The sequence below is a fragment of the Mesorhizobium yinganensis genome (assembly GCF_040081985.1).
Classification (GTDB): Bacteria; Pseudomonadota; Alphaproteobacteria; order Rhizobiales; family Rhizobiaceae; genus Kumtagia; species Kumtagia yinganensis.
The window spans coordinates 102155-120633 of sequence record NZ_JBEBMH010000012.1; the positions used below are offsets into that span (position 1 = coordinate 102155).

Below are 18479 nucleotides of genomic sequence, written 5' to 3' on the forward strand. Positions count from 1 at the left end.
ATCTGGAAGTTCGAATGCATCTCTTGTTCGTCACCTCGATCGTACCCGATGGGTCACTTGCCTCGGGATACGAGATCGCCAACGAAGCGATTGTCGACGCGTTGCGCCGTGCAGGCGTGCGGGTGACGGTGCTCGGCTACACCTGGCCCGGACGAAAGCCGGCCGATCCCGACGAAACCGTCGTCTTAGGGTCGGTCGACGTCCGCAACGAGACGGCGTCGTCTCTGCAGAAAGTGCGATGGCTTGCCGACGCTGTGCGCGGCGGCCTGACTTTCTCGTCAGCCAAGCTTCGGATAGTAGGTGCGGGTGTCCTGCGCGAAGCGATCCGCGGCGCCGGGCCGGTGGACGGTTATGTCTTGAATTCCGTTCAACTCGCCGGCGCCTATGAGAAATGCTTCGAGGACAGGCCGTTCCTGTTCGTCGCGCACAATGTTGAAGCGCAATCGGCGCGGGAGAATGCGCGGACGGCGCAAGATGCCTTTCAGCGGCTGCTGTTTCGCAGGGAAGCGCAGTTGTTGCAAGGACTTGAAAGCCGGCTTTGCCGCAAGGCGCGTTTCGTCTTCACGCTTGCCGAGGAAGATCGCGAAGCGCTCGGCGTCGCTTCCGACAGCCGATCGGCGTCGCTGCCGCTTGTGACCCGCGAGATCGCGCCTTCCGCGCAGTCGCCGGTGGAGATCGATTGCGAAGCGGCAATGATCGGAACCTGGACGTGGCAGCCGAACCGGGTCGGCCTGACATGGTTCCTCGACGAGATCGTGCCGCATCTGCCGGCGGGTTTCAGGATAAAAATCGCCGGATCGGTGCCGGCCGGCATGGCTTCAAGCCACCCGGGCGTGACCTTTGTCGGACGTGTGCCGGACGCGCATGAGTTCGTCCGCAGGGCAGCGATGGTGCCGCTGATCAGCCGGGGCGGCACCGGGGTCCAGTTGAAGACGATCGAGACTTTCGAATTGGGCCTTCCATCGGTCGCCACATCGAGCGCGTTGCGCGGCATCGCTTACCAGCCCGAAAATTGCGTCGTTGCCGACGATCCCCGGCAATTCGCCGCCGCCATGGTGGCGTTGGCGGCGGGCAAGCCGCGATATGTCGACGGGCGCGGCTTCCATGAGGCGCAGCGGGCCGCACTCGACAGCCGCATCGCGACAGGCCTCGAAACCCTCTTGCCGGTCGGTCAGGAGGCCTGCGCATGAACACGCATGCCAGGTTCGCGCACATCGTCGTGCCGGATTGGAAATCCGTGCTCGGCGTTTCCGTTGCCAGCATCAGCCGGGCGGAGGCGGTCTCGCTGCTTCAGCGGATGCTCGAGGAGGGCCACTTTACCCGTGTCGGGTTCCTCAATGCGCATGTGGCGAATATGGCCTCGACCGATCCCGAATTCGCCGATGCGCTGGCAGATTTCCTGGTCCTTCCCGATGGCATCGGGGTCGATATCGCCGCGAAACTGCTCTATGGCGAGCCCTTTCCGGCAAATCTCAACGGCACCGATCTGGTGCCAGGGTTCCTGCGGGAAACCCAGCGGCCGCTGACCGTCGGACTGATCGGCGCCAAGGCGCACAATGTCGAACTCTCGGTCAAACATTTTGGCATGATCGCGCCCCAGCATCGGTTCGTGCTGATCAATGACGGTTATTTCACCAAGCACCAAGAGCCTGAAATCCTTGAGCGAATTCGCGCGCTGCGGCCGGACGTCCTGCTGGTGGCCATGGGCGTGCCACGCCAGGAATTGTGGATCGCCCGCAACATTACCGAACAGCATTGCACGATGCCCATAGCCGTAGGCGCGCTGTTCGATTTCATGAGCGGTGCTGTGCCGCGCGCGCCGTTGATCATCAGGCGGCTGCGGATGGAGTGGGTGTTCCGGCTGTGGATCGAGCCGGCGCGGCTGTGGCGACGTTATGTGCTTGGAAATCCAGTCTTTATTGCCCGCGTGCTGCGCGAGAAATTCAGGCGATCCAAGATTCCGGCATGAACAAGCGGTTCACTCCCGACGAGCAAGCGGCGGTGGCGGGGATGGCCTCAAGGGAGACGCCGCGGGCGGCGATGGTGACGGCGAGCTACGGGCCGGATTTCGAGCGCTGCCGGCTGCTTTGCGAGACGGCCGACCGCCATGCCACTGGAATCGCTCATCATTATATCCTCGTCGAAGGCCGGGACGTTGCCCTGTTCAAGCAGTTGGAGACGCCGAAACGCACCGTGGTCGACGAGCGCGATCTGCTGCCTAAGTGGCTGAAATGTTTCGACGATCCGCTAAGCGGGTTCAAGCGGCGAATCTGGCTGAGTTTTCGTACCAAACCGCTGCGCGGCTGGCATGTCCAGCAATTGCGCCGCATCGCGATTGCCTCGCATGTCTCTGAAAACACTCTGGTTTTCTGCGATTCGGATGTCGCGTTCCTACGCCCGTTCGATTTCGGCGCGTTCCGAAAGGATGGGAAGACGCGGCTGTTCAGGCGCGACCATGCGCTGCGAGAGGAAGGGCTGGACGGTCACATCCAGCAGCGCATCTGGTCGACCAATGCCGGCAAGCTATTGGGATTGCAGGCAAAAAACGATGTCGGCCACGACTACATCACCACGCTGATCGCCTGGGACCGGGAGACGGTGGTGGCCATGTGCCGGCACATCGAGGCGATCAATCACCGGCATTGGGTGGCTGCGATCGGGTCGGAACGCAAATTCTCCGAATGTCTGATCTATGGCCGCTATGTCGACGAAGTGATTGAAGGCAAAGGACATTTCCACGACGCGCGCGAGTTCTGCAACGTGCTTTGGTACGGCACCGCGCTGTCCGACGACAAATTCCGCGCCTTCGTGGCGGCCATGTCGCCGGAGCAGGTGGCGATCGGCATGCAATCCTTCATCGGCACGGACGTGTCACGAATCCGCCGCCTTGTTTTGGTTGAATAATTTCCGCCAGCCGCGACGGGGAATCGCGCGCGGCAAGTTCCGAATATGAAATGAAATCATACACTTGTCGGAAAATGGCGTGCCAATCCGGGGCTTTGGGCTGACGCGCACCCCTCACTAACATGACGCGACGGCTGTTTTCGCGGTTTTGGGCTGCCGGCAAGGCGTCTTGCTATGCCGTGGGCTGATCCCATGGCTGTGGATGCCAGGCCGGTCGAACGCAGCCGGTCAGATCTTCTTCGCCGGCATGCGCAAGGCCGAATAGGTGAGCGCGGCCGAGACGAGATAGAGGACCGCGAAGACGGCATTTAGCGACCAGATCAGATCGGCCGCCTCGGTCGTATGGGCCAGGAGAAGCGCGAGCAAGACCGCCTTGGCCGCCGCCAGCAAGGCGAGGTTGATGGCGCGCACCGCCGTCTGGCCTCGGGCAAACAGAAGTTCGGCCTGGTATTCGACTAGGTTGCGCGCGCCGGGGATGGTCAGCGCCAGGATGACCAGGCCGGCGGCCTGGGCGATGTTGCGGCCGAGCGCGTTCGGGAAGAAATACAGCACCAGCGCCAGCGTGCAGAGGGCTGCGGTCGATACCGCGAAGATGCCGAGTTCGATGCCGGCGCGGAGTTTCAGGCTGGACAGCATCGCCGGCGTCCGCATCATGCGCTGCACCAGCATCATCGTGAACGTGCGGATCGGGATCGCGGTCAGGTCGACGAGGCGCATGATGACGGCATAGATGCCGGCGAGATGCGCGCCGCCCACGGCGAGCACGACGAATTTGTCGAACTCCATCTGCAGGTAGAACAGCACCTCCGCGCCGGCGACGTAGATCGAATCGGCGAGCTTTCGCCAATAAAGGCGCGGCCGGAATTTTATGCGCTGGCGCGGATAGAAGCGGCCGAAAGCGATCACGAAGACGATGGCGTTGGCGGCGAGGTAATAGAGCGACCAGTTCGCCAGCGAGACATCGGCCTGCAGCATGAAGACGCCGGCCGCCACCGCCCGCATGGCCGTGCCGAGTATGGTGAGCAGCGAGGCTTTTGCAAATGCGCCGAGGCCGTTGTTGACGATGATCGCCAGTTCGACCGGCCGCCAGAGAAGGGCTTCGGCGATGATGACCGCGGCGAACACATGCACCTCCAGCAGGCCGCCGAAGAACAGCGCGAAGGTGATCCACGCTGCCAGCGCCAGCACTGGCAGCGATAGCGCCGAAAGCAGGATGAAGCCGCCGGTGAAGGTGCCTATCAGCCGTGGCCGGATCGTCGCGACCCTGTAGAGCGCCGATATGAAACCGAAACCCAGGATACGCGACAACATGACGCCCGCGGCCGAAGCGGTGGCGAACACGCCGAAATCGGCGAGGGAAAGCGTGTTGGCGAGGAAGATGAAATAGGCAAGTGAGAAGACCAAACGACCGCCGGCGCCGCTCACTGCCGCCATATAGTCGCGCAACAGGTGGCGGCGCTCGGAGATGAGCGCTATCAATCGCGAAAACGGGTGATTTCGCGCGCTATCGGCGGGGTCGGCCATGATGCGGACACTAATGCGGAATCATTAATCCGCGGTTCCGGGATATGGAAGCGGCGATGACCAAGAGTTGTATGAAGTTCAACCATTTGCCATTGACGGTTGCCGGGAATTAACGATTTGTTTTCCATGTCCCTTTAGGGTGGCTTAACGGATCGATAACCACCCCTTGCCGGCCGAGCGGAAAAGCGCGCCTTTATGCTGCACCCCGACGACCAAGATACGGTAGAGCGCGAGCGGTCTCTGCTGTCGCTCGGAGACGCGCTGCGTGACGAGCCGGCGCCAGCGCCGTCGCGGCTGGCGAGGGCGCTGGCGGAGGTGCGCTCGGAGACGGGTGCCGGCGCCCAGGCGGCCAATGACGCCGCGGCGCGGCACCGTCTCGCGCGCTCGCGCAGGGTTGCGCGCGAGACGCCGCTGTTGCACGCTCTCCGCGCTGCTCCGGATGCCTGGGTGGCGGAGAGCCGGCATGGACCCCTGCCGGAATCCGAGCCCCAGCCGGCGGACGCGCGGGAAGCAAGCGCGGCCTCGGTCGCGCGCGAGACCGTCGACGATCGGTTGCCCCCGGCAGCCGAGGAGAGAGCCGACGCCGAGCATGGCCGCAAAGCGACTGCCCCGGCGTCGCAGTCGCGGGCCGAGGACGTTGGCGAATCGATATTCGACCAGCCCTCCCCGCGAAGCCGTCCAGCCTATCGCGAACGTTTCACGCCGTCGGCCGATGACATGGAAGCGGCGGAGCCCCGCGGCGAGGCGCCCCAACCCGCGCCGACGCCGCGTGAGCAAGAGACAGGCGGATCGATGTGGGACGAGCCGGAACCGCCGCGCCGCCCAGCCCTTCGCGAGCCAACCTATCGCGAGCCAACCTATCGCGAACCGACGGTTCAGGCCTCCGCGCCCAACGGCAATGGCGGCTTGTGGAATCCGCTGATCGATCCCGGCACGGTGGTCGCCGGCGTCATCCGCTCGAAATGGATCATCGCGGCGACAACGATCGCCGGCGCCATGCTCGGCGTGCTGATCGCGTTGAACACGCCGAAAAAATTCGAGGCGTCCACGGAACTGCTGGCAGATCCGCGCGACCTCAATCTCGTAGACCGCGAACTGACGCAATCCGGCATTTCCAACGAGGCGACGCTGGCCATCGTCGAGAACCAGGTCCGTATCCTCACCTCCGGCACCGTCATCTCCAAGGTGGTGAACGAACTCCATCTGGCCGACGATCCGGAATTCAACGGCCAGGGGCCGGCCTCCGGCCTCAAGGGCATGCTGTCGCCTATCCTTTCGGTGTTCCGCGCCAAGGACGGCGAAGACGACCCGAACCGCCGCTACGCGCTGGCAGCGATGAATCTCGGGCGGGCGCTGTCGGTCGAGCGCGGCGGCAAGACCTTTGTCATCGTCGTCAGCGCGACGACGCAAAGCCCGGACAAGTCCGCGCTGATCGCCAACACCATGGCCGACGTGTTCCTGCAAAGCTACGGCCAGTTGCAGTCGGACACGGCGGGCCGGGCGGCGACCGAACTGTCTTCGAAACTCGACGAACTGCGCAAGGGCGTCGAGGCGGCGGAGCGCAAGGTCGAGACCTACCGGGCGGAGAACGATCTGATAGACGCGCAGGGGCGGCTGATCTCCGACGACGACATCGTCAAGCTGAATGAACAGCTCGCCATCGCGCGGGCGCGCACGCTGGAACTGAACGCACGGGCCGCGTCGACCCGCGGCGTCAGCGCCGATGCGGTGCTGGCCGGTTCGCTGCCGGAGGAATTGGCGTCGCCTTCGATGCAGGAACTGCGGGCCCAATATTCGGCGCTCAAAGGCGAATCGGACCGGCTGGCGGTGCGGCTGGGGCCACGCCATCCGCAGCTTCTGGCGCTGCAGGCGCAACTGGCCGGCTCGCGCGGCCTGATCGAGGCCGAACTGAGACGGATCATCGCTTCGATCCAGACCGATCTCAAGCGGGCGGTGCAACTGGAGCAGGAACTGTCCTCGCGCCTGGCCCAGCTCAAGGTCAAGCAGGGCAGCCTGAGCGACAAGATGGTGTCCCTGCGCGAGCTGGAACGCGACGTGACCGCGAAACGCGCCGTCTACGAAGCCTATCTGCTGCGCGCCCGCGAGACCGGCGAACAGCAGGGCATCAACAGCGCCAATATCAGCGTCATCTCGAAAGCCTACCCGCCGCTGGAATCGAATCCGCCGTCGCGCAGCACGATTGCGCTTGCCGGCATGCTGCTCGGCTTGATGGCCGGCATCGGCATCGGCGGCGTGCGCGGCACCGTGGACAGCCTGCGCGACAGGGTGCGCGGCAAACCGCCGAAGCTCGCCTGGCGCCTGCCCCGCCGGCCGGCTGCCACGATGTTCGATCAGGACGACGGCGGCGCGGCGAATGCCGATGAAACGCCTGCCGAAGCCACCGCCGACCGCATGGCGGAAGCCACCAGCATCCAGAATCCCGAATTCGCGCCCGAGCCCAGCGCCTCGGCTTCCCAGCAACACACCCACCCGTCCGAAAACCCCAAGGACACCGCCATGCAACATCCGTTCGCCATGCATACGCCGCCGTTCGATCCGAGCCAGCCGCCCGCCGCGCATCCCTATGCAACGCCGGGGCAGGCGCAGCCGGCGATGCCGCAGGCCGCCTATCCGCAGCAGCCGATGCCGCCCGCCGGCTACGCTGCTCAGCAGCCCATGGCGCCGTCGGCCTATGGCCAGCCGCAGCCCGCGCAGCCGTCCGGCTATTCGCCGCAGCAGACCTATTATCCACCCTATCCGCAGCAGCCGATGCCGCAGCCGGGCTATGCGCAGCCTTACGGTTATGCCCAGCCTCTGCCGGCGCAGCAGCAGTATTACGGCCAGCCCGCGCCGGGCTATTGGCAGCCGCAGCCGTTTCCGCCTGCTCCGGTGCCGCAGCCCTATGTGCAGCCGATGCCGGGGCATCCGCAGGCCTACGCGCCGCAGCAGCAACAGCCGGTGAACCCGCAGCGGCCGATCGCCGAGAGCCTGCAGAACGCGCCTGCCGAGGAATCGCCGATCGAGGAGATCCGTGCCAGCCTGCGCGAGTTCCGCGACGCCATCCGCGAACTGGCCGAGTCGCGCTCGCGCCGACGCTACTTCTGACAAGCCAAATCCACCGCCGTGACGGGTTTGCGTCAGACTGCGACGCTCTGGCGGGATTGTGCGCCTGAATTTTGATGACTATGCCGACCCGACACAGATGCCCGGGGGACCAGTCATGGCAGAAATCATCGACGGCAAGGCCGTGGCGGAGGATGTGGTTGCGCGGGTAAAGGACCTCGCGGCCGAGTTGAAGGCGGGGCGGGGCATCGTGCCGGGCCTGGCGGTGGTGATCGTCGGCGAGGACCCGGCCAGCCAGGTGTATGTAGCCTCCAAGGGCAAGAAGGCCAAGGAATGCGGCTTTCATTCCGTCCAACATACGCTGCCGGCCGAGACAGGCGAGGCCGAACTGGTCAAGCTCATCGAGACGCTCAATGCCGACCCGGCGATCCACGGCATATTGGTGCAACTGCCGCTGCCGGGACACATCGATTCGGGCCGCATCATCCAGACCATCGCGCCGGACAAGGACGTAGACGGATTCAATTTCGTCAATGTCGGCAAGCTCGGCACCGGCGAGCTGGAGACTGCCTTCGTGCCTTGCACGCCGGCCGGCTCGATGCTGCTGATCGAGCGGGTGCGCGGCAAGGACCTGTCCGGGCTGAACGCGGTGGTGGTCGGGCGTTCGAACATCGTCGGCAAGCCGATGGCAAACTTGCTGCTCGCCGCCAACTGCACCGTCACCATCGCGCATAGCCGCACCAAGGACCTGCCGGCGCTGGCGCGCACCGCCGACATATTAGTCGCAGCCGTCGGCCGGCCGGAGATGATCAAGGGCGACTGGGTGAAGCCCGGCGCGACGGTCATAGATGTCGGCATCAACCGTGTGCCTGCGCCCGACAAAGGCGAAGGCAAGAGCCGCCTCGTCGGCGACGTCGCTTATGCCGAGGCGTCGAAGAATGCCGGGGCGATCACGCCGGTGCCCGGCGGCGTCGGCCCGATGACGATTGCGCTGCTGATGGCCAACACGCTGGTGTCGGCGTATCTGCGCGAGGGGCTTGCGAGGCCGTCATTCTAGAAGCGAATAGCGAGTAGGGAGTAGCGAATAGGGTTTTTCGGTTCCTGCCCTATTCGCTATTCGCTATTCCCTACTCGCTCCCTTGCGCCGCAACGGCGTTCCGATAGAAAAACCGGCCATGATCGAAGAAGCGCAAACCGGCAGGCAGTTCGGCTTCCTGCTGGTCGACAAGTTCTCGATGTTTTCGCTCGCCGCGGCCATCGACGCCTTTCGCTCGGCCAACCGCCTGCTCGGCCGCGATTTCTACGGCTGGACGACGGTCTCGGCCGACGGCGACGCCGTCATGGCGTCGAACGGCCTGCCGCTGAAGATCGACTACAGTGTCGCCGACCTGCCGCCGGTCGACATCCTGTTCATCTGCGTCGGGCTGACCACCGAATTTCCGGGCAAGAGCAAGGTGCTGGGCGCGCTGCGCAGCCTCGGGCGGCGGGGCGCCGCGCTGGGCGCGCTGTCGGTCGGCTCCCACATCCTTGCCGAGGCGGGGCAGTTGGAAGGCCACCGCTGCACCATCCACTGGGAAAACCGCGCCGGCTTCATGGAAAAATTCCCGGAGATCGACTGCACCGGCAACGTTTACGAGATCGACCGCAAGCGCTACACCTGCGCCGGCGGGACGACCTCCATCGACCTGATGCTGGAAATCGTACGCCGCGACCATGGCGTCAACATCGCCAACGGCGTAGCCAACCAGTTCCAGCACGAGCGCATCCGCTCGGCCGGCGACCGCCAGCGCGTCGGGCCGGAGCGGGACCTCACCGGCAAGTCGGAGAAGCTCAAGAAGATCGTCGAGCTGATGGCCGACAATCTCGACGAGCCGTTTTCGGCCGTGGAGCTCGCCAAGTCGGCGGGCCTGTCGGTACGGCAGGTCGAGCGGCTGTTTTTGCGGCATCTCACGGTGACGCCGGGGCGCTATTACATGCGCCTCAGGCTCGAGCGCGCGCGCGAATTGCTGCGCCAGACCAACATGCCGATCCTCGACGTGGCGATCGCCACCGGTTTCACCTCGCATTCATATTTCGCGCAAAGCTATCGGCTGCAGTTCGGCCGGCCGCCCAGCGAGGAACGGCGGACGACGTATTGAGGCGGATATGCTGACGGTTCGATCTGCCGGGGATGCGGACGCCGGTGCGATCTGGGACATGCTGGAGCCGGTGCTGCGGGCCGGCGAGACCTATGCCCTGCCGCGCGACTGGACGCGCGGCGAGGCTCTCGCCTACTGGTTCATGCCGGGACACGAAGTGTTCGTGGCCGAAGCCGATGGCGCGGTTTGCGGGACCTATTACCTGCAGGCCAACCAGCGCGGCGGCGGTGCGCATGTCGCCAATTGCGGCTACGTGACCGCCGGCAGCGCCGCCGGCAAGGGCGTGGCGACGGCGATGTGCGAACATTCGCTGCGCCATGCGGCGGCATGCGGGTTTCGGGCCATGCAGTTCAACTTCGTGCTGTCGTCCAACACACGCGCCGTGGCTTTGTGGCAGCGGCTGGGCTTCGCCATCGTCGGCACGATCCCGGCGGGTTTCGAGCATCCGAGGCTCGGCCTGGTCGATGCCTATGTCATGCATCGTTTTCTCGACACAACCGGATTGTAACGGACAGGCCGCTTCCAGTTGCAGGGGCGGCGGACTAAACACGTGGTCCGCCGACCGAATCGCGAGGGACCGATGATTTTCAGCTTCGCACGCGCCCTGCTGCCGCTGTCCTTCCTGGCCGCGGCGGCGATGCCGAGCCTCGCAGCCGAGCGCGCCATGATCGTGCTCGACGCTTCCGGCTCCATGTGGGGCCAGATCGATGGCCGGCCGAAGCAGATGATTGCCCGCGAGGCGCTGCGGGACGCGCTGCAGACGCTTCCCACCGATCGCCAAGTCGGCCTGATGGCCTATGGGCACCGCGACAAGGCGAGTTGCGAGGACATCGAATTGCTTGTTCCGCCCGCCGCCGGATCGGCGGGTGCGATCACGTCCGCCGCCGACCAGTTGAAATTCGTCGGCAAGACGCCGCTGACGGCGGCGGTGCGCAAGGCTGCGGAGGACCTGAAATACACCGAGGACAAGGCGACCGTCGTGCTGCTCACCGACGGCACGGATAGCTGCAAGGCCGATCCCTGCGCGCTGGGCCGTGAACTGGAGCAGAGCGGCGCCGATCTGACGGTCAATGTCGTCGGACTGGGGCTGACGGCGGAACAGGGCCGTGAGGTCGCGTGCCTCGCCGAAACGACCGGCGGCAGGTTCATTCAGGCGGGCGATGCCTCGCAACTCAGGGAGGCCCTGTTCCGGGCAATCGTTGCCGTGCCGGAGCCGACCCCGCCCGTCCCCGTTGCCGCGGCGCAGCCGGAACCGGCTGACACGCCGGCACTAGAAGCGGCGCCGGCCGCGGCCTCCGGGGAGCCGGAATTCAACTTCATGCCGTCCATCGTCATGGCCGAAGGCGCCGCGCGGTTGACCGATGCCAGCCCATCCTACGAGATCTACGCGGCGAATTCCGACGGCAGCAAGGGCGAGCGCATCGGCATCGAGTTCAACCCCTACAAGGGCAATCTGAAGCCCGGCGACTACATCGTGCATGCATCGCTGGGCGAGGTGGCGGTCGAGCAGCCGCTCAAGGTCGAGGCCGGCAAGACCTATCAGCCGACCTATGTGCTCAATGCCGGCATTTTGGTCGTCCGGCCGCTGGCAAGCGCCGGCGGCGAGGTCAACAGCGCCGCATCGATCATCATCGACTATCCCGGCGCGCCTTTTCCCGCGACCTACTACGGCGAAGCCAAGGCCGTCCTGCCGGCGGGCGAGCAGAAAGTGACCGTCAAGATCGGCGGCGGCGAGACCAGCGAGACCATCCAGCTTGCGGCCGGCCAGACCGTCGAGAAGGAAGTCGTGGTGGCGGTCGGGCAGATGCGGGTCAACGCCCTCTACAAGGCCGGCGGCGAAAAGATCGGCGAGTCCGGACTGGCGGTCAGCGTCTTCAAGGCGGGCGGTTCGGACGACGAGGCCGGCTACGGCTACGGCTCGGAAAGCAGCTACGACCTGCCGCCCGGCGACTACAGGGTGGTTGCGCGGCTCGACCGGGCGGAAGCCGAGATTTCGGCAAGCATCAAGGCCGGCGAATCGTCGGACGTGACGATCGTCCTCGACGCGGGCACGCTGTCCGTCTCGGCGCCCGGGGCCAACGAGATCGAGATATTCGCCGCGGCCAAGGACGCCCAGGGCAACCGGAAATCCTTCGGCAAAGGTTATGGCGGCAGCGAGCTGACGACCCTGCCGGCGGGCGACTATCTCATCTCGGCCGGATATCCGGAAACCGACCGGAAATCCGAGACGAGCGTGACGGTGAAGGCCGGGGAGCGTTCCGAGGTGACGGTGGCGAGGCAGCGGCCCGGCTGATCGTTCCCCGATAATGTCCCTCCCCTCGGCGCGCCGGTCACGCGCTGAGAAAACCGCCGTCCGCCGCCAGCACATGGCCGACGACATAGGCGGACCGATCCGACGCCAGCCACACCGCCGCCTCCGCGACCTCTTCCGGCCGGCCCATGCGGCGCAGCGGCAGGCCGGCGGCCACGGCGTCGAGCCCGCTCACGCCGCCGACCGCGGCGATCATCATGTCGGTGACCACCCGTCCCGGCGCGACCGCGTTGACGCGCACGCCCCGCGGCGCACACTCCATCGCCGCCGAACGCACGAGGGAGATCACGGCGGCCTTCGAGGCTGAATAGATCGAGAAGCCCGGATTGGGATTGCGCACGCCGCTGACCGAGGCGTTGACGACGATGCTGCCCCCGCCCTGCGCTGCCATCGCCGGAATCTGATGGCGCAGGCACAGGAACACCGAGCGGACATTGGCATCGAAGACGGCGTCGAAGGTCTCGCCGGTCTGCTCCTCGATCGGCTTGCGCGTCTCCTGATGGCCGGCATTGTTGAAGGCCACGTCGATCCGCCCGAAGCGTTGCAGCGCGGTCGCCACCAGCATAGAAACATCCTCCTCGTCGGTGACATCGGCCCGCACGAACAGGCTTTCGGCTCCGGCCGCCCGGCAGGCACTGGCGGCAGCCTCGCCTTCCGCGACACGCCGGCCCGCCACGATCACAGCCGCCGCACCCTCCCCGGCCATGAGTTTTGCCGCCGCGCGGCCGATGCCGCTGCCGCCGCCCGTCACCAGGCAGATTTTGCTTGCCATCCTGTTTTGAACGGGAGGCTCCGGCGAGGTTTTCAACGCTGCGGCCATTCTCGTATCTCCAGTCGGTATGACGACGTCTTGCGGAAATTAAGTTGTATGATACAACTATATTCTAAAAAGGAAAGCCTTCATGGATCGTCGACAAGACCGGCCACAGATCGAAAAGGTGCGCGACGCCTCGCGCCGGGTTGTCCGCGAACTGGGTTTCATGAAACCGACGGTGGGCGCCACCGGCCTGCCGATTTCCGCGGTACATGCGCTGATCGAGATCGGCGCCCGCGAAAGCCTGACGGCGGCAGCGCTCGGCGACACCCTCAATTTGGAAAAGTCGAGCGTCAGCCGCATGCTGCGCAAGCTGGTCGAGTCCGGCGAGATCGAGGAGCGCGAAAATCCGCACGATGCGCGCTCGAAAATCCTGTCGCTGACCGCCCACGGCCGCGACATGCTGCGGCGGATCGACCGTTTCGGCCGCGGCCAGGTCGAGGGGGCCTTCAGCCATCTGTCGCACGACCAGCGGCGCATCGTCGTTGCCGGGCTCGACGCCTATGCCGGCGCGCTGGCGACCGCGCGCCAGGCAGAGAGGGGCCCGCCCGCGCCGGCGGAAATCGAAATCGTCTCGGGTTATGTGCCGGGTGTCATCGGTCGCGTCGCCGAGATGCACGGGCGCTACTACGCCGAGCCTTACGGTTTCGGGCGGTTCTTCGAAGCGAAGGTGGCCAGCGGCATCGCCGAGTTCTCGGCGAGGCTGGATAGGCCGATGAACGGCCTCTGGGCGGCGCTGCGCGGCGGCGAGATCGTCGGCACCGTCGCCGTCGACGGCGAGGATTTCGGGCCTGGCATCGGCCATCTGCGCTGGTTCATCATGGACGATGCCGTGCGCGGGCTGGGCATCGGGCGCCGTCTCCTGTCGCAAGCCGTCGCCTTCTGCGACCGTCAGGAATTCGGCCACGTCGACCTCTGGACCTTACGCGGCCTCGACGCGGCGCGAAAGCTCTACGAGGATTTCGGTTTCACGCTGGCCGAGGAACTTGTTGGCGATCAGTGGGGCAGAGAGGTAACCGAACAACGTTTTCGACGCTTGGCGCGAACCTGAGCCCGCCCGGGGCTTGCGCTTTCGGGAGCGGGCGTCGGCGAACCCCACCTATCCGCGTAAGGCCCCGAGGGCGCTCAACGCACTGGCGCCAGAGGCCGCAACCAGCTCCGGTTCTGAAAATCCGCTCGATTGAGGCGATGGTGCTGCCAGAGAGGATTGAACTCTCGACCTCTCCCTTACCAAGGGAGTGCTCTACCACTGAGCTACGGCAGCTATCCGAATGCGGCGCCTTCTGCCACATGGTGCGGACAAGCGCAAGGCGTCTGTGAATGCCTTTGTCTCGCCCGCGAGGCGCCATCAGCGGGCCGCATTTTTTCGGCCTTGATGGACCGTCGAACACGCGGACGGGATGAGATACATTGATCCAGTTCCAGTGACGATGCCGGACGGGGACCGTGGCGGACGAAAAGCAGGACAGAGTGCAGGGAAAATCCGGGCGCGCCGCAAGGCTCGCCAGCGAACTGCGCGCCAACCTCGCCCGCCGCAAGGCGCAGGCGCGGTCGAGAGGGGCCGAGGGAAAGCAACCGCGGTCGCCTGAGCCTGAAAGCGGCGTGGAGAACAGGCCGGCGGAAGCCGACGAATGAGCATAGCCGTGTTGAAAGGCGTCCATGGAGCCCCGCGCAGGGGCATTTCTTGAACCGCGCAACGCTATCGTTTACAGCGTGCGCTTTGGGTTATCCTTCAAAATCCGGGTGATTCGCCGGGAAAGTGATTTTCATGGACCGCATCAGACTGGTCGGGGGCAACGAACTCAACGGGCGCATCCCGATCTCCGGCGCCAAGAACGCCGCCCTGCCGTTGATGATCGCCTCGCTGCTGACCGACGACACGCTGACGCTGGAAAACGTCCCGCACCTCGCGGACGTGGAGCAGCTTATCCGCATCCTCGGCAATCACGGCGTCGACTACTCCGTCAACGGCCGGCGCGAGAAGCAGCAGGAAGGCTATTCGCGCACCATCAACTTCACGGCGCGCAACATCGTCGACACCACAGCTCCCTACGAACTCGTTTCCAAGATGCGGGCGAGTTTCTGGGTCGTCGGCCCGCTTGTGGCGCGCATGGGCGAGGCGAAGGTGTCGCTGCCCGGCGGCTGCGCCATCGGCACGCGCCCGGTCGACCTCTTCCTCGAAGGGCTCGCCGCGCTCGGCGCCAAGATCGAGGTCGAGAACGGTTACGTGCTTGCCAAGGCGAAGAACCGGCTCAAGGGCAACCGCTTCGTCTTCCCGAAAGTTTCCGTCGGCGCCACCCATGTGCTGATGATGGCGGCCACGCTGGCGCGCGGCGAGACGGTGCTGGAGAACGCGGCACGCGAGCCGGAAATCGTCAACCTCGCCGACTGCCTGAACGCCATGGGCGCCAACATCGTCGGCGCGGGCACCAAGACCATCACCATCCAGGGCGTCGAGATGCTGTCGGGCGCCCGCCAGAAGGTCATCCCGGACCGCATCGAGACCGGCACCTATGCCATGGCGGTTGCCATGGCCGGCGGCGACGTGCTTTTGGAGAACGCGCGGCCCGACCTGCTGCAGAGCGCGCTCGACGTCATTGCGCAGACCGGCGCCGAGATCACGCCGACCAATTCCGGCATCCGCGTCAAGCGCAACGGCCACGGCATCCATCCGGTCGACGTGACCACGGAACCGTTCCCCGGCTTCCCGACCGACCTGCAGGCGCAGTTCATGGGCCTGATGACCATGGCAAAAGGCCGCTCGCGCATCACCGAGACGATTTTCGAGAACCGCTTCATGCATGTGCAGGAACTGGCCCGCCTCGGCGCCCATATCTCGCTGTCGGGCCAGACGGCGACGGTCGAAGGCGTCGAGACGCTGAAGGGCGCGCCCGTCATGGCGACCGACCTGCGCGCCTCGGTGTCGCTGGTGATCGCCGGGCTGGCCGCCGAAGGGGAGACCGTCGTCAACCGCGTCTACCACCTCGACCGCGGTTTCGAGCGGCTCGAGGAGAAGCTGTCGGGCTGCGGCGCGGTGATCGAGCGCCTCTCCTCGTAGGCAGCGCGCCGGCGCTTACCCCGCCGGCAGACCCCGCGCAATAAGCCGCGCCAACCGCTCGGAAAACGCCTTTGCGTCCACCGGCTTGTCGCCGTCGAGCACGCGCGCCTCGTCGTAGAGCAGATGCGCCACGTCCTCCTTGAACGCCTTGTCGCCGTCGCCGAGTTTTGCCAGCGCGGTGACGCGGCCGTTGCGCGGGTTGATCTCCAGGATCGGCTTTGCCGCCGAATCGAGCCGGCCGGCCGCGCTCATCAGCCGTTCGAACTGCCGGTCGGGACCGTGATCGGGCGCCACAAGGCAGACGGCGCTCTCGGTCAGGCGCTCCGAGGCCTTCACATCCGACACCGCGTCGCCGAGCGACGCCTTCACGAAAGCCAGGAACTCCGCCACGTCCGGCGCGGTCTCCGCATCGGCCTTCGCCGCCTCGTCCAGCAGCGGGACCTCCGAGAGGTCGCTGGCGCCCTGGGTCACCGACTTGAACGGCTTGCCGTCGAATTCCGGCGCGTTCATCACCCAGAAGCTGTCGACCGGATCGGTCAGCAGCAGGACTTCAAGGCCGCGCGCCCGAAAACCCTCGAGCTGCGGCGAGGCTTCCAGCCGCGCCCGGTCGTCGCCGGTCATGAAGAAGATCGCCTTCTGCTTCTCCTTCATGGCGGAAACGTAATCGGCCAGGCCACGCCAGCCTTCGCCTGAAGCCGTCGACCTGAAGCGTGCCAGCTTCAAAAGCTGCTCGCGGCGCTCATAATCCTCGTAAATGCCTTCCTTGAGGACGACGCCGAAATTTTCCCAGATTTTCGCATAGGCATCGGCGTCGTTGTCGGCCAGCTTGGCGAGGTCGCCGAGCACGCGGCCGGTCACGCCCTTGCGGATCGCCGTCAGCAGCGGGCTTTCCTGGATCATCTCGCGCGACACGTTGAGCGGCAGGTCGGCCGAATCGACGATGCCGCGCACGAAGCGCAGGTAGCGTGGCAAAAGGTCGGCGTCGTCGGTGATGAACACGCGCTTGACGTAGAGCTTCATGCGCCCCTTGCGATCCTGGTCGAACAGGTCGAAGGGCCGCGAACCCGGCACAAAGGCGAGCACGCTGTATTCGTGCCGCCCCTCGGCGCGGAAATGGATCGTGGAGGCCGGCTCGTCATACTGGCCGGCGACGCTGCGATAGAAGTCGGTGTATTCCTCCGGCTTCACCTCGCTCTTGGGCTTCGTCCACAGCGCGGTGCCGTCAGCGACCTCCTTGGCTTCCTCGCCCGGCTTCTCGACGATGGAGATCGGCACCGGCACGTGACCGGACTGCGATTTCACCAGCCGCTCCAGCGTGTAGCGCTCGGAGTAGTTTTTCGCGTCTTCCATCAAGTGCAGGATCACGCGCGTGCCGCGCTTCGGTGCCTCGTCGAGCGCCACCGGGCCGATTTCATATTCGCCCTTGCCGTCCGAAGACCAGCGCCACGCTTCGCCGCTGCCGGCCTGGCGGGTGATCACGTCGACCCGGTCGGCAACCATGAAGGCCGAATAGAAGCCGACGCCGAACTGGCCGACGAACTGCGCCCCGTCCTTCGCGGCCTCGATGCGCTCCATGAAGGCGCGCGTGCCGGAACGCGCGATGGTGCCCAGCGCCTCGGCCATCTCGTCACGGCTCATGCCGATGCCGTTGTCCTCGACAGCAAGGGTCTTCGCCTCCGGATCGGCAGCGATGCCGATGCGCGGCTTCGGATCGTCGCCGAGCAGTTCTGGCCGGGTGATCGCCTCGTAGCGCAGCTTTTCGCAGGCATCCGCCGCGTTGGAAATCAGCTCGCGCAGGAAAACGTCCCGGTCCGAATAGACCGAATGCACCATCATGTGCAGCAGTTTTGAAACATCGGCCTCGAAGCTTTTGGTCTCGGTCGTTTCGGTGATCATGACTCTCCGTCCGTAATGCGGCTTCGGCGCACGAAATGGCGGGCCGGTGCGCGATTTTCAAGATGATTCTCGGGGCGCGCATCAGCAATCGGCAGCCATCCACAGTGACCCAATGCGGTTTGAACACCCCCAAAGGGGGGAAGACTCTTTCGCGTAACCAAGAAAATTTTCCCGGATTCGGGCCGGCTTGTCCGGCAAACCCTTGTTTTTATTTGAACAGTCTCCTCAGGCCCGACGCAAGAATGTTGCCGCGAACGATTCTCGTCCCCCTCCCGAAAGCCTGCCTCATACTTGTGGCCAGTTCCTCCCGCGGGAACGCCGGTCATGACGGTGATTTGCGGGGAGGGATCGGTGTCCGGAGGGTAGCGGCTAACGTGGCCGCGAGGGCCGGAGTTCGTTCCGGAGTTCCTGTGATCCCCGCACCAATCGGGGACGAGATGGGGTATGATCGCCATCGGCTCGAACGTGAATACATATCGCCGGCGCATGCCGGGTCTGATCGTGTAGTTTCGGGAATGGAACGGATAAAAAGACGCCGGATGGGCGGCCGGAAGGTCGCAAATAAACAATAAGATGAGCGAGCTTGCGGCCGCCCGTCTTCCCGAACTCCTCAATGGCCAGACGCGAAAGCGGGCGTGGCGACGGGGGCTGTTGCATGCAGGGGACAGTTTACCTTTATCCCCGGATACGACGATCGGATGTTCAAGCGAGGGGATGAAGGTAAACTGTCCCCGGGCGCTCCCTACTCCGCCGCCGGTTGCGCGCCCCGGC

14 protein-coding genes and 1 tRNA gene are annotated in these 18479 nt (G+C 65.3%); 11 read left to right on the forward strand and 4 right to left on the reverse strand.

Annotated elements, in window-relative coordinates; translation table 11 throughout:
- The first annotated feature begins 14 nt into the window (after positions 1–14).
- Genes ABMA59_RS21215 through ABMA59_RS21225 form a run of 3 tightly spaced genes read left to right on the forward strand, consistent with a single transcriptional unit; the run spans position 15 to position 2904 of the window.
- Positions 15–1190 (forward strand): glycosyltransferase family 4 protein, encoded by a 1176-nt coding sequence (locus ABMA59_RS21215; protein ID WP_349007386.1) that lies wholly within the window; start codon positions 15–17, stop codon positions 1188–1190.
- A complete protein-coding gene (locus tag ABMA59_RS21220) occupies positions 1187–1969 on the forward strand; it encodes a WecB/TagA/CpsF family glycosyltransferase (RefSeq protein WP_349007387.1) in 783 nt (260 codons plus the stop codon). Before ABMA59_RS21215 ends, ABMA59_RS21220 begins: the two co-directional genes overlap by 4 nt.
- Positions 1966–2904 carry a DUF6492 family protein gene (locus ABMA59_RS21225; RefSeq protein ID WP_349007388.1) on the forward strand — a complete coding sequence of 313 codons (939 nt, stop codon included), beginning with the start codon at positions 1966–1968 and terminating at the stop codon, positions 2902–2904. Before ABMA59_RS21220 ends, ABMA59_RS21225 begins: the two co-directional genes overlap by 4 nt.
- Before the next feature lie 228 nt (positions 2905–3132).
- Here the strand turns inward: ABMA59_RS21225 and ABMA59_RS21230 are convergent, their stop codons facing one another.
- Positions 3133–4428 carry a lipopolysaccharide biosynthesis protein gene (locus ABMA59_RS21230; protein WP_349007389.1) on the reverse strand — a complete coding sequence of 432 codons (1296 nt, stop codon included), beginning with the start codon at positions 4426–4428 and terminating at the stop codon, positions 3133–3135.
- A gap of 195 nt (positions 4429–4623) precedes the next feature.
- Here ABMA59_RS21230 and ABMA59_RS21235 point away from each other — a divergent pair, with 195 nt between their 5' ends.
- From ABMA59_RS21235 to ABMA59_RS21255, 5 genes are all read left to right on the forward strand, one after another.
- Entirely contained in the window at positions 4624–7533 is a 2910-nt protein-coding gene (locus tag ABMA59_RS21235) for a GNVR domain-containing protein (protein ID WP_349007390.1), read from the forward strand.
- A 115-nt stretch (positions 7534–7648) separates the two neighbouring features.
- Positions 7649–8548, forward strand: coding sequence for a bifunctional methylenetetrahydrofolate dehydrogenase/methenyltetrahydrofolate cyclohydrolase (locus ABMA59_RS21240; protein WP_349007391.1), 900 nt, complete (start codon positions 7649–7651; stop codon positions 8546–8548).
- Between the two features lie 118 nt (positions 8549–8666).
- Positions 8667–9629, forward strand: a complete 963-nt coding sequence (locus ABMA59_RS21245; protein WP_349007392.1) for a GlxA family transcriptional regulator — start codon at positions 8667–8669, stop codon at positions 9627–9629.
- A gap of 10 nt (positions 9630–9639) precedes the next feature.
- The gene (locus ABMA59_RS21250) at positions 9640–10137 is read left to right on the forward strand and encodes a GNAT family N-acetyltransferase (protein ID WP_425475959.1); all 498 of its coding nucleotides are present in this window, start codon (positions 9640–9642) and stop codon (positions 10135–10137) included.
- Between the two features lie 72 nt (positions 10138–10209).
- Positions 10210–11922, forward strand: a complete 1713-nt coding sequence (locus tag ABMA59_RS21255) for a VWA domain-containing protein (RefSeq protein WP_349007394.1) — start codon at positions 10210–10212, stop codon at positions 11920–11922.
- A gap of 37 nt (positions 11923–11959) precedes the next feature.
- On the opposite strand, the gene ABMA59_RS21260 is transcribed toward ABMA59_RS21255, so the two are convergent.
- Complete coding sequence (locus ABMA59_RS21260) at positions 11960–12712, reverse strand: SDR family NAD(P)-dependent oxidoreductase (RefSeq protein WP_349007395.1); 753 nt, start codon at positions 12710–12712, stop codon at positions 11960–11962.
- Between the two features lie 130 nt (positions 12713–12842).
- Here ABMA59_RS21260 and ABMA59_RS21265 point away from each other — a divergent pair, with 130 nt between their 5' ends.
- Positions 12843–13805, forward strand: a complete 963-nt coding sequence (locus tag ABMA59_RS21265; RefSeq protein ID WP_349007396.1) for a helix-turn-helix domain-containing GNAT family N-acetyltransferase — start codon at positions 12843–12845, stop codon at positions 13803–13805.
- Between the two features lie 138 nt (positions 13806–13943).
- Here the strand turns inward: ABMA59_RS21265 and ABMA59_RS21270 are convergent.
- Positions 13944–14018 (reverse strand) — tRNA-Thr (locus ABMA59_RS21270).
- 182 nt (positions 14019–14200) lie between these two features.
- Here ABMA59_RS21270 and ABMA59_RS21275 point away from each other — a divergent pair.
- Together ABMA59_RS21275 and murA are read left to right on the forward strand one after the other, a co-directional pair.
- Positions 14201–14389 carry a hypothetical protein gene (locus tag ABMA59_RS21275; RefSeq protein ID WP_349007397.1) on the forward strand — a complete coding sequence of 63 codons (189 nt, stop codon included), beginning with the start codon at positions 14201–14203 and terminating at the stop codon, positions 14387–14389.
- A gap of 133 nt (positions 14390–14522) precedes the next feature.
- A complete protein-coding gene (gene murA, locus ABMA59_RS21280) occupies positions 14523–15812 on the forward strand; it encodes a UDP-N-acetylglucosamine 1-carboxyvinyltransferase (RefSeq protein WP_349007398.1) in 1290 nt (429 codons plus the stop codon).
- Between the two features lie 15 nt (positions 15813–15827).
- Here murA and htpG read toward each other — a convergent pair whose 3' ends face one another.
- The gene (htpG, locus tag ABMA59_RS21285) at positions 15828–17708 is read right to left on the reverse strand and encodes a molecular chaperone HtpG (RefSeq protein ID WP_349007399.1); all 1881 of its coding nucleotides are present in this window, start codon (positions 17706–17708) and stop codon (positions 15828–15830) included.
- Positions 17709–18479 lie beyond the last annotated feature (771 nt).

Bases quoted from the DNA above. Each gene is read 5' to 3' on its own strand.
- ABMA59_RS21245 (WP_349007392.1), top strand. From the start codon at position 8,667: ATGATCGAAGAAGCGCAAACCGGCAGGCAGTTCGGCTTCCTGCTGGTC.
- ABMA59_RS21225 (WP_349007388.1), top strand. From the start codon at position 1,966: ATGAACAAGCGGTTCACTCCCGACGAGCAAGCGGCGGTGGCGGGGATG.
- ABMA59_RS21220 (WP_349007387.1), top strand. From the start codon at position 1,187: ATGAACACGCATGCCAGGTTCGCGCACATCGTCGTGCCGGATTGGAAA.
- ABMA59_RS21230 (WP_349007389.1), bottom strand. From the start codon at position 4,428: ATGGCCGACCCCGCCGATAGCGCGCGAAATCACCCGTTTTCGCGATTG.
- ABMA59_RS21240 (WP_349007391.1), top strand. From the start codon at position 7,649: ATGGCAGAAATCATCGACGGCAAGGCCGTGGCGGAGGATGTGGTTGCG.
- htpG (WP_349007399.1), bottom strand. From the start codon at position 17,708: ATGATCACCGAAACGACCGAGACCAAAAGCTTCGAGGCCGATGTTTCA.
- ABMA59_RS21235 (WP_349007390.1), top strand. From the start codon at position 4,624: ATGCTGCACCCCGACGACCAAGATACGGTAGAGCGCGAGCGGTCTCTG.
- ABMA59_RS21260 (WP_349007395.1), bottom strand. From the start codon at position 12,712: ATGGCAAGCAAAATCTGCCTGGTGACGGGCGGCGGCAGCGGCATCGGC.
- ABMA59_RS21215 (WP_349007386.1), top strand. From the start codon at position 15: ATGCATCTCTTGTTCGTCACCTCGATCGTACCCGATGGGTCACTTGCC.
- ABMA59_RS21255 (WP_349007394.1), top strand. From the start codon at position 10,210: ATGATTTTCAGCTTCGCACGCGCCCTGCTGCCGCTGTCCTTCCTGGCC.
- ABMA59_RS21265 (WP_349007396.1), top strand. From the start codon at position 12,843: ATGGATCGTCGACAAGACCGGCCACAGATCGAAAAGGTGCGCGACGCC.
- murA (WP_349007398.1), top strand. From the start codon at position 14,523: ATGGACCGCATCAGACTGGTCGGGGGCAACGAACTCAACGGGCGCATC.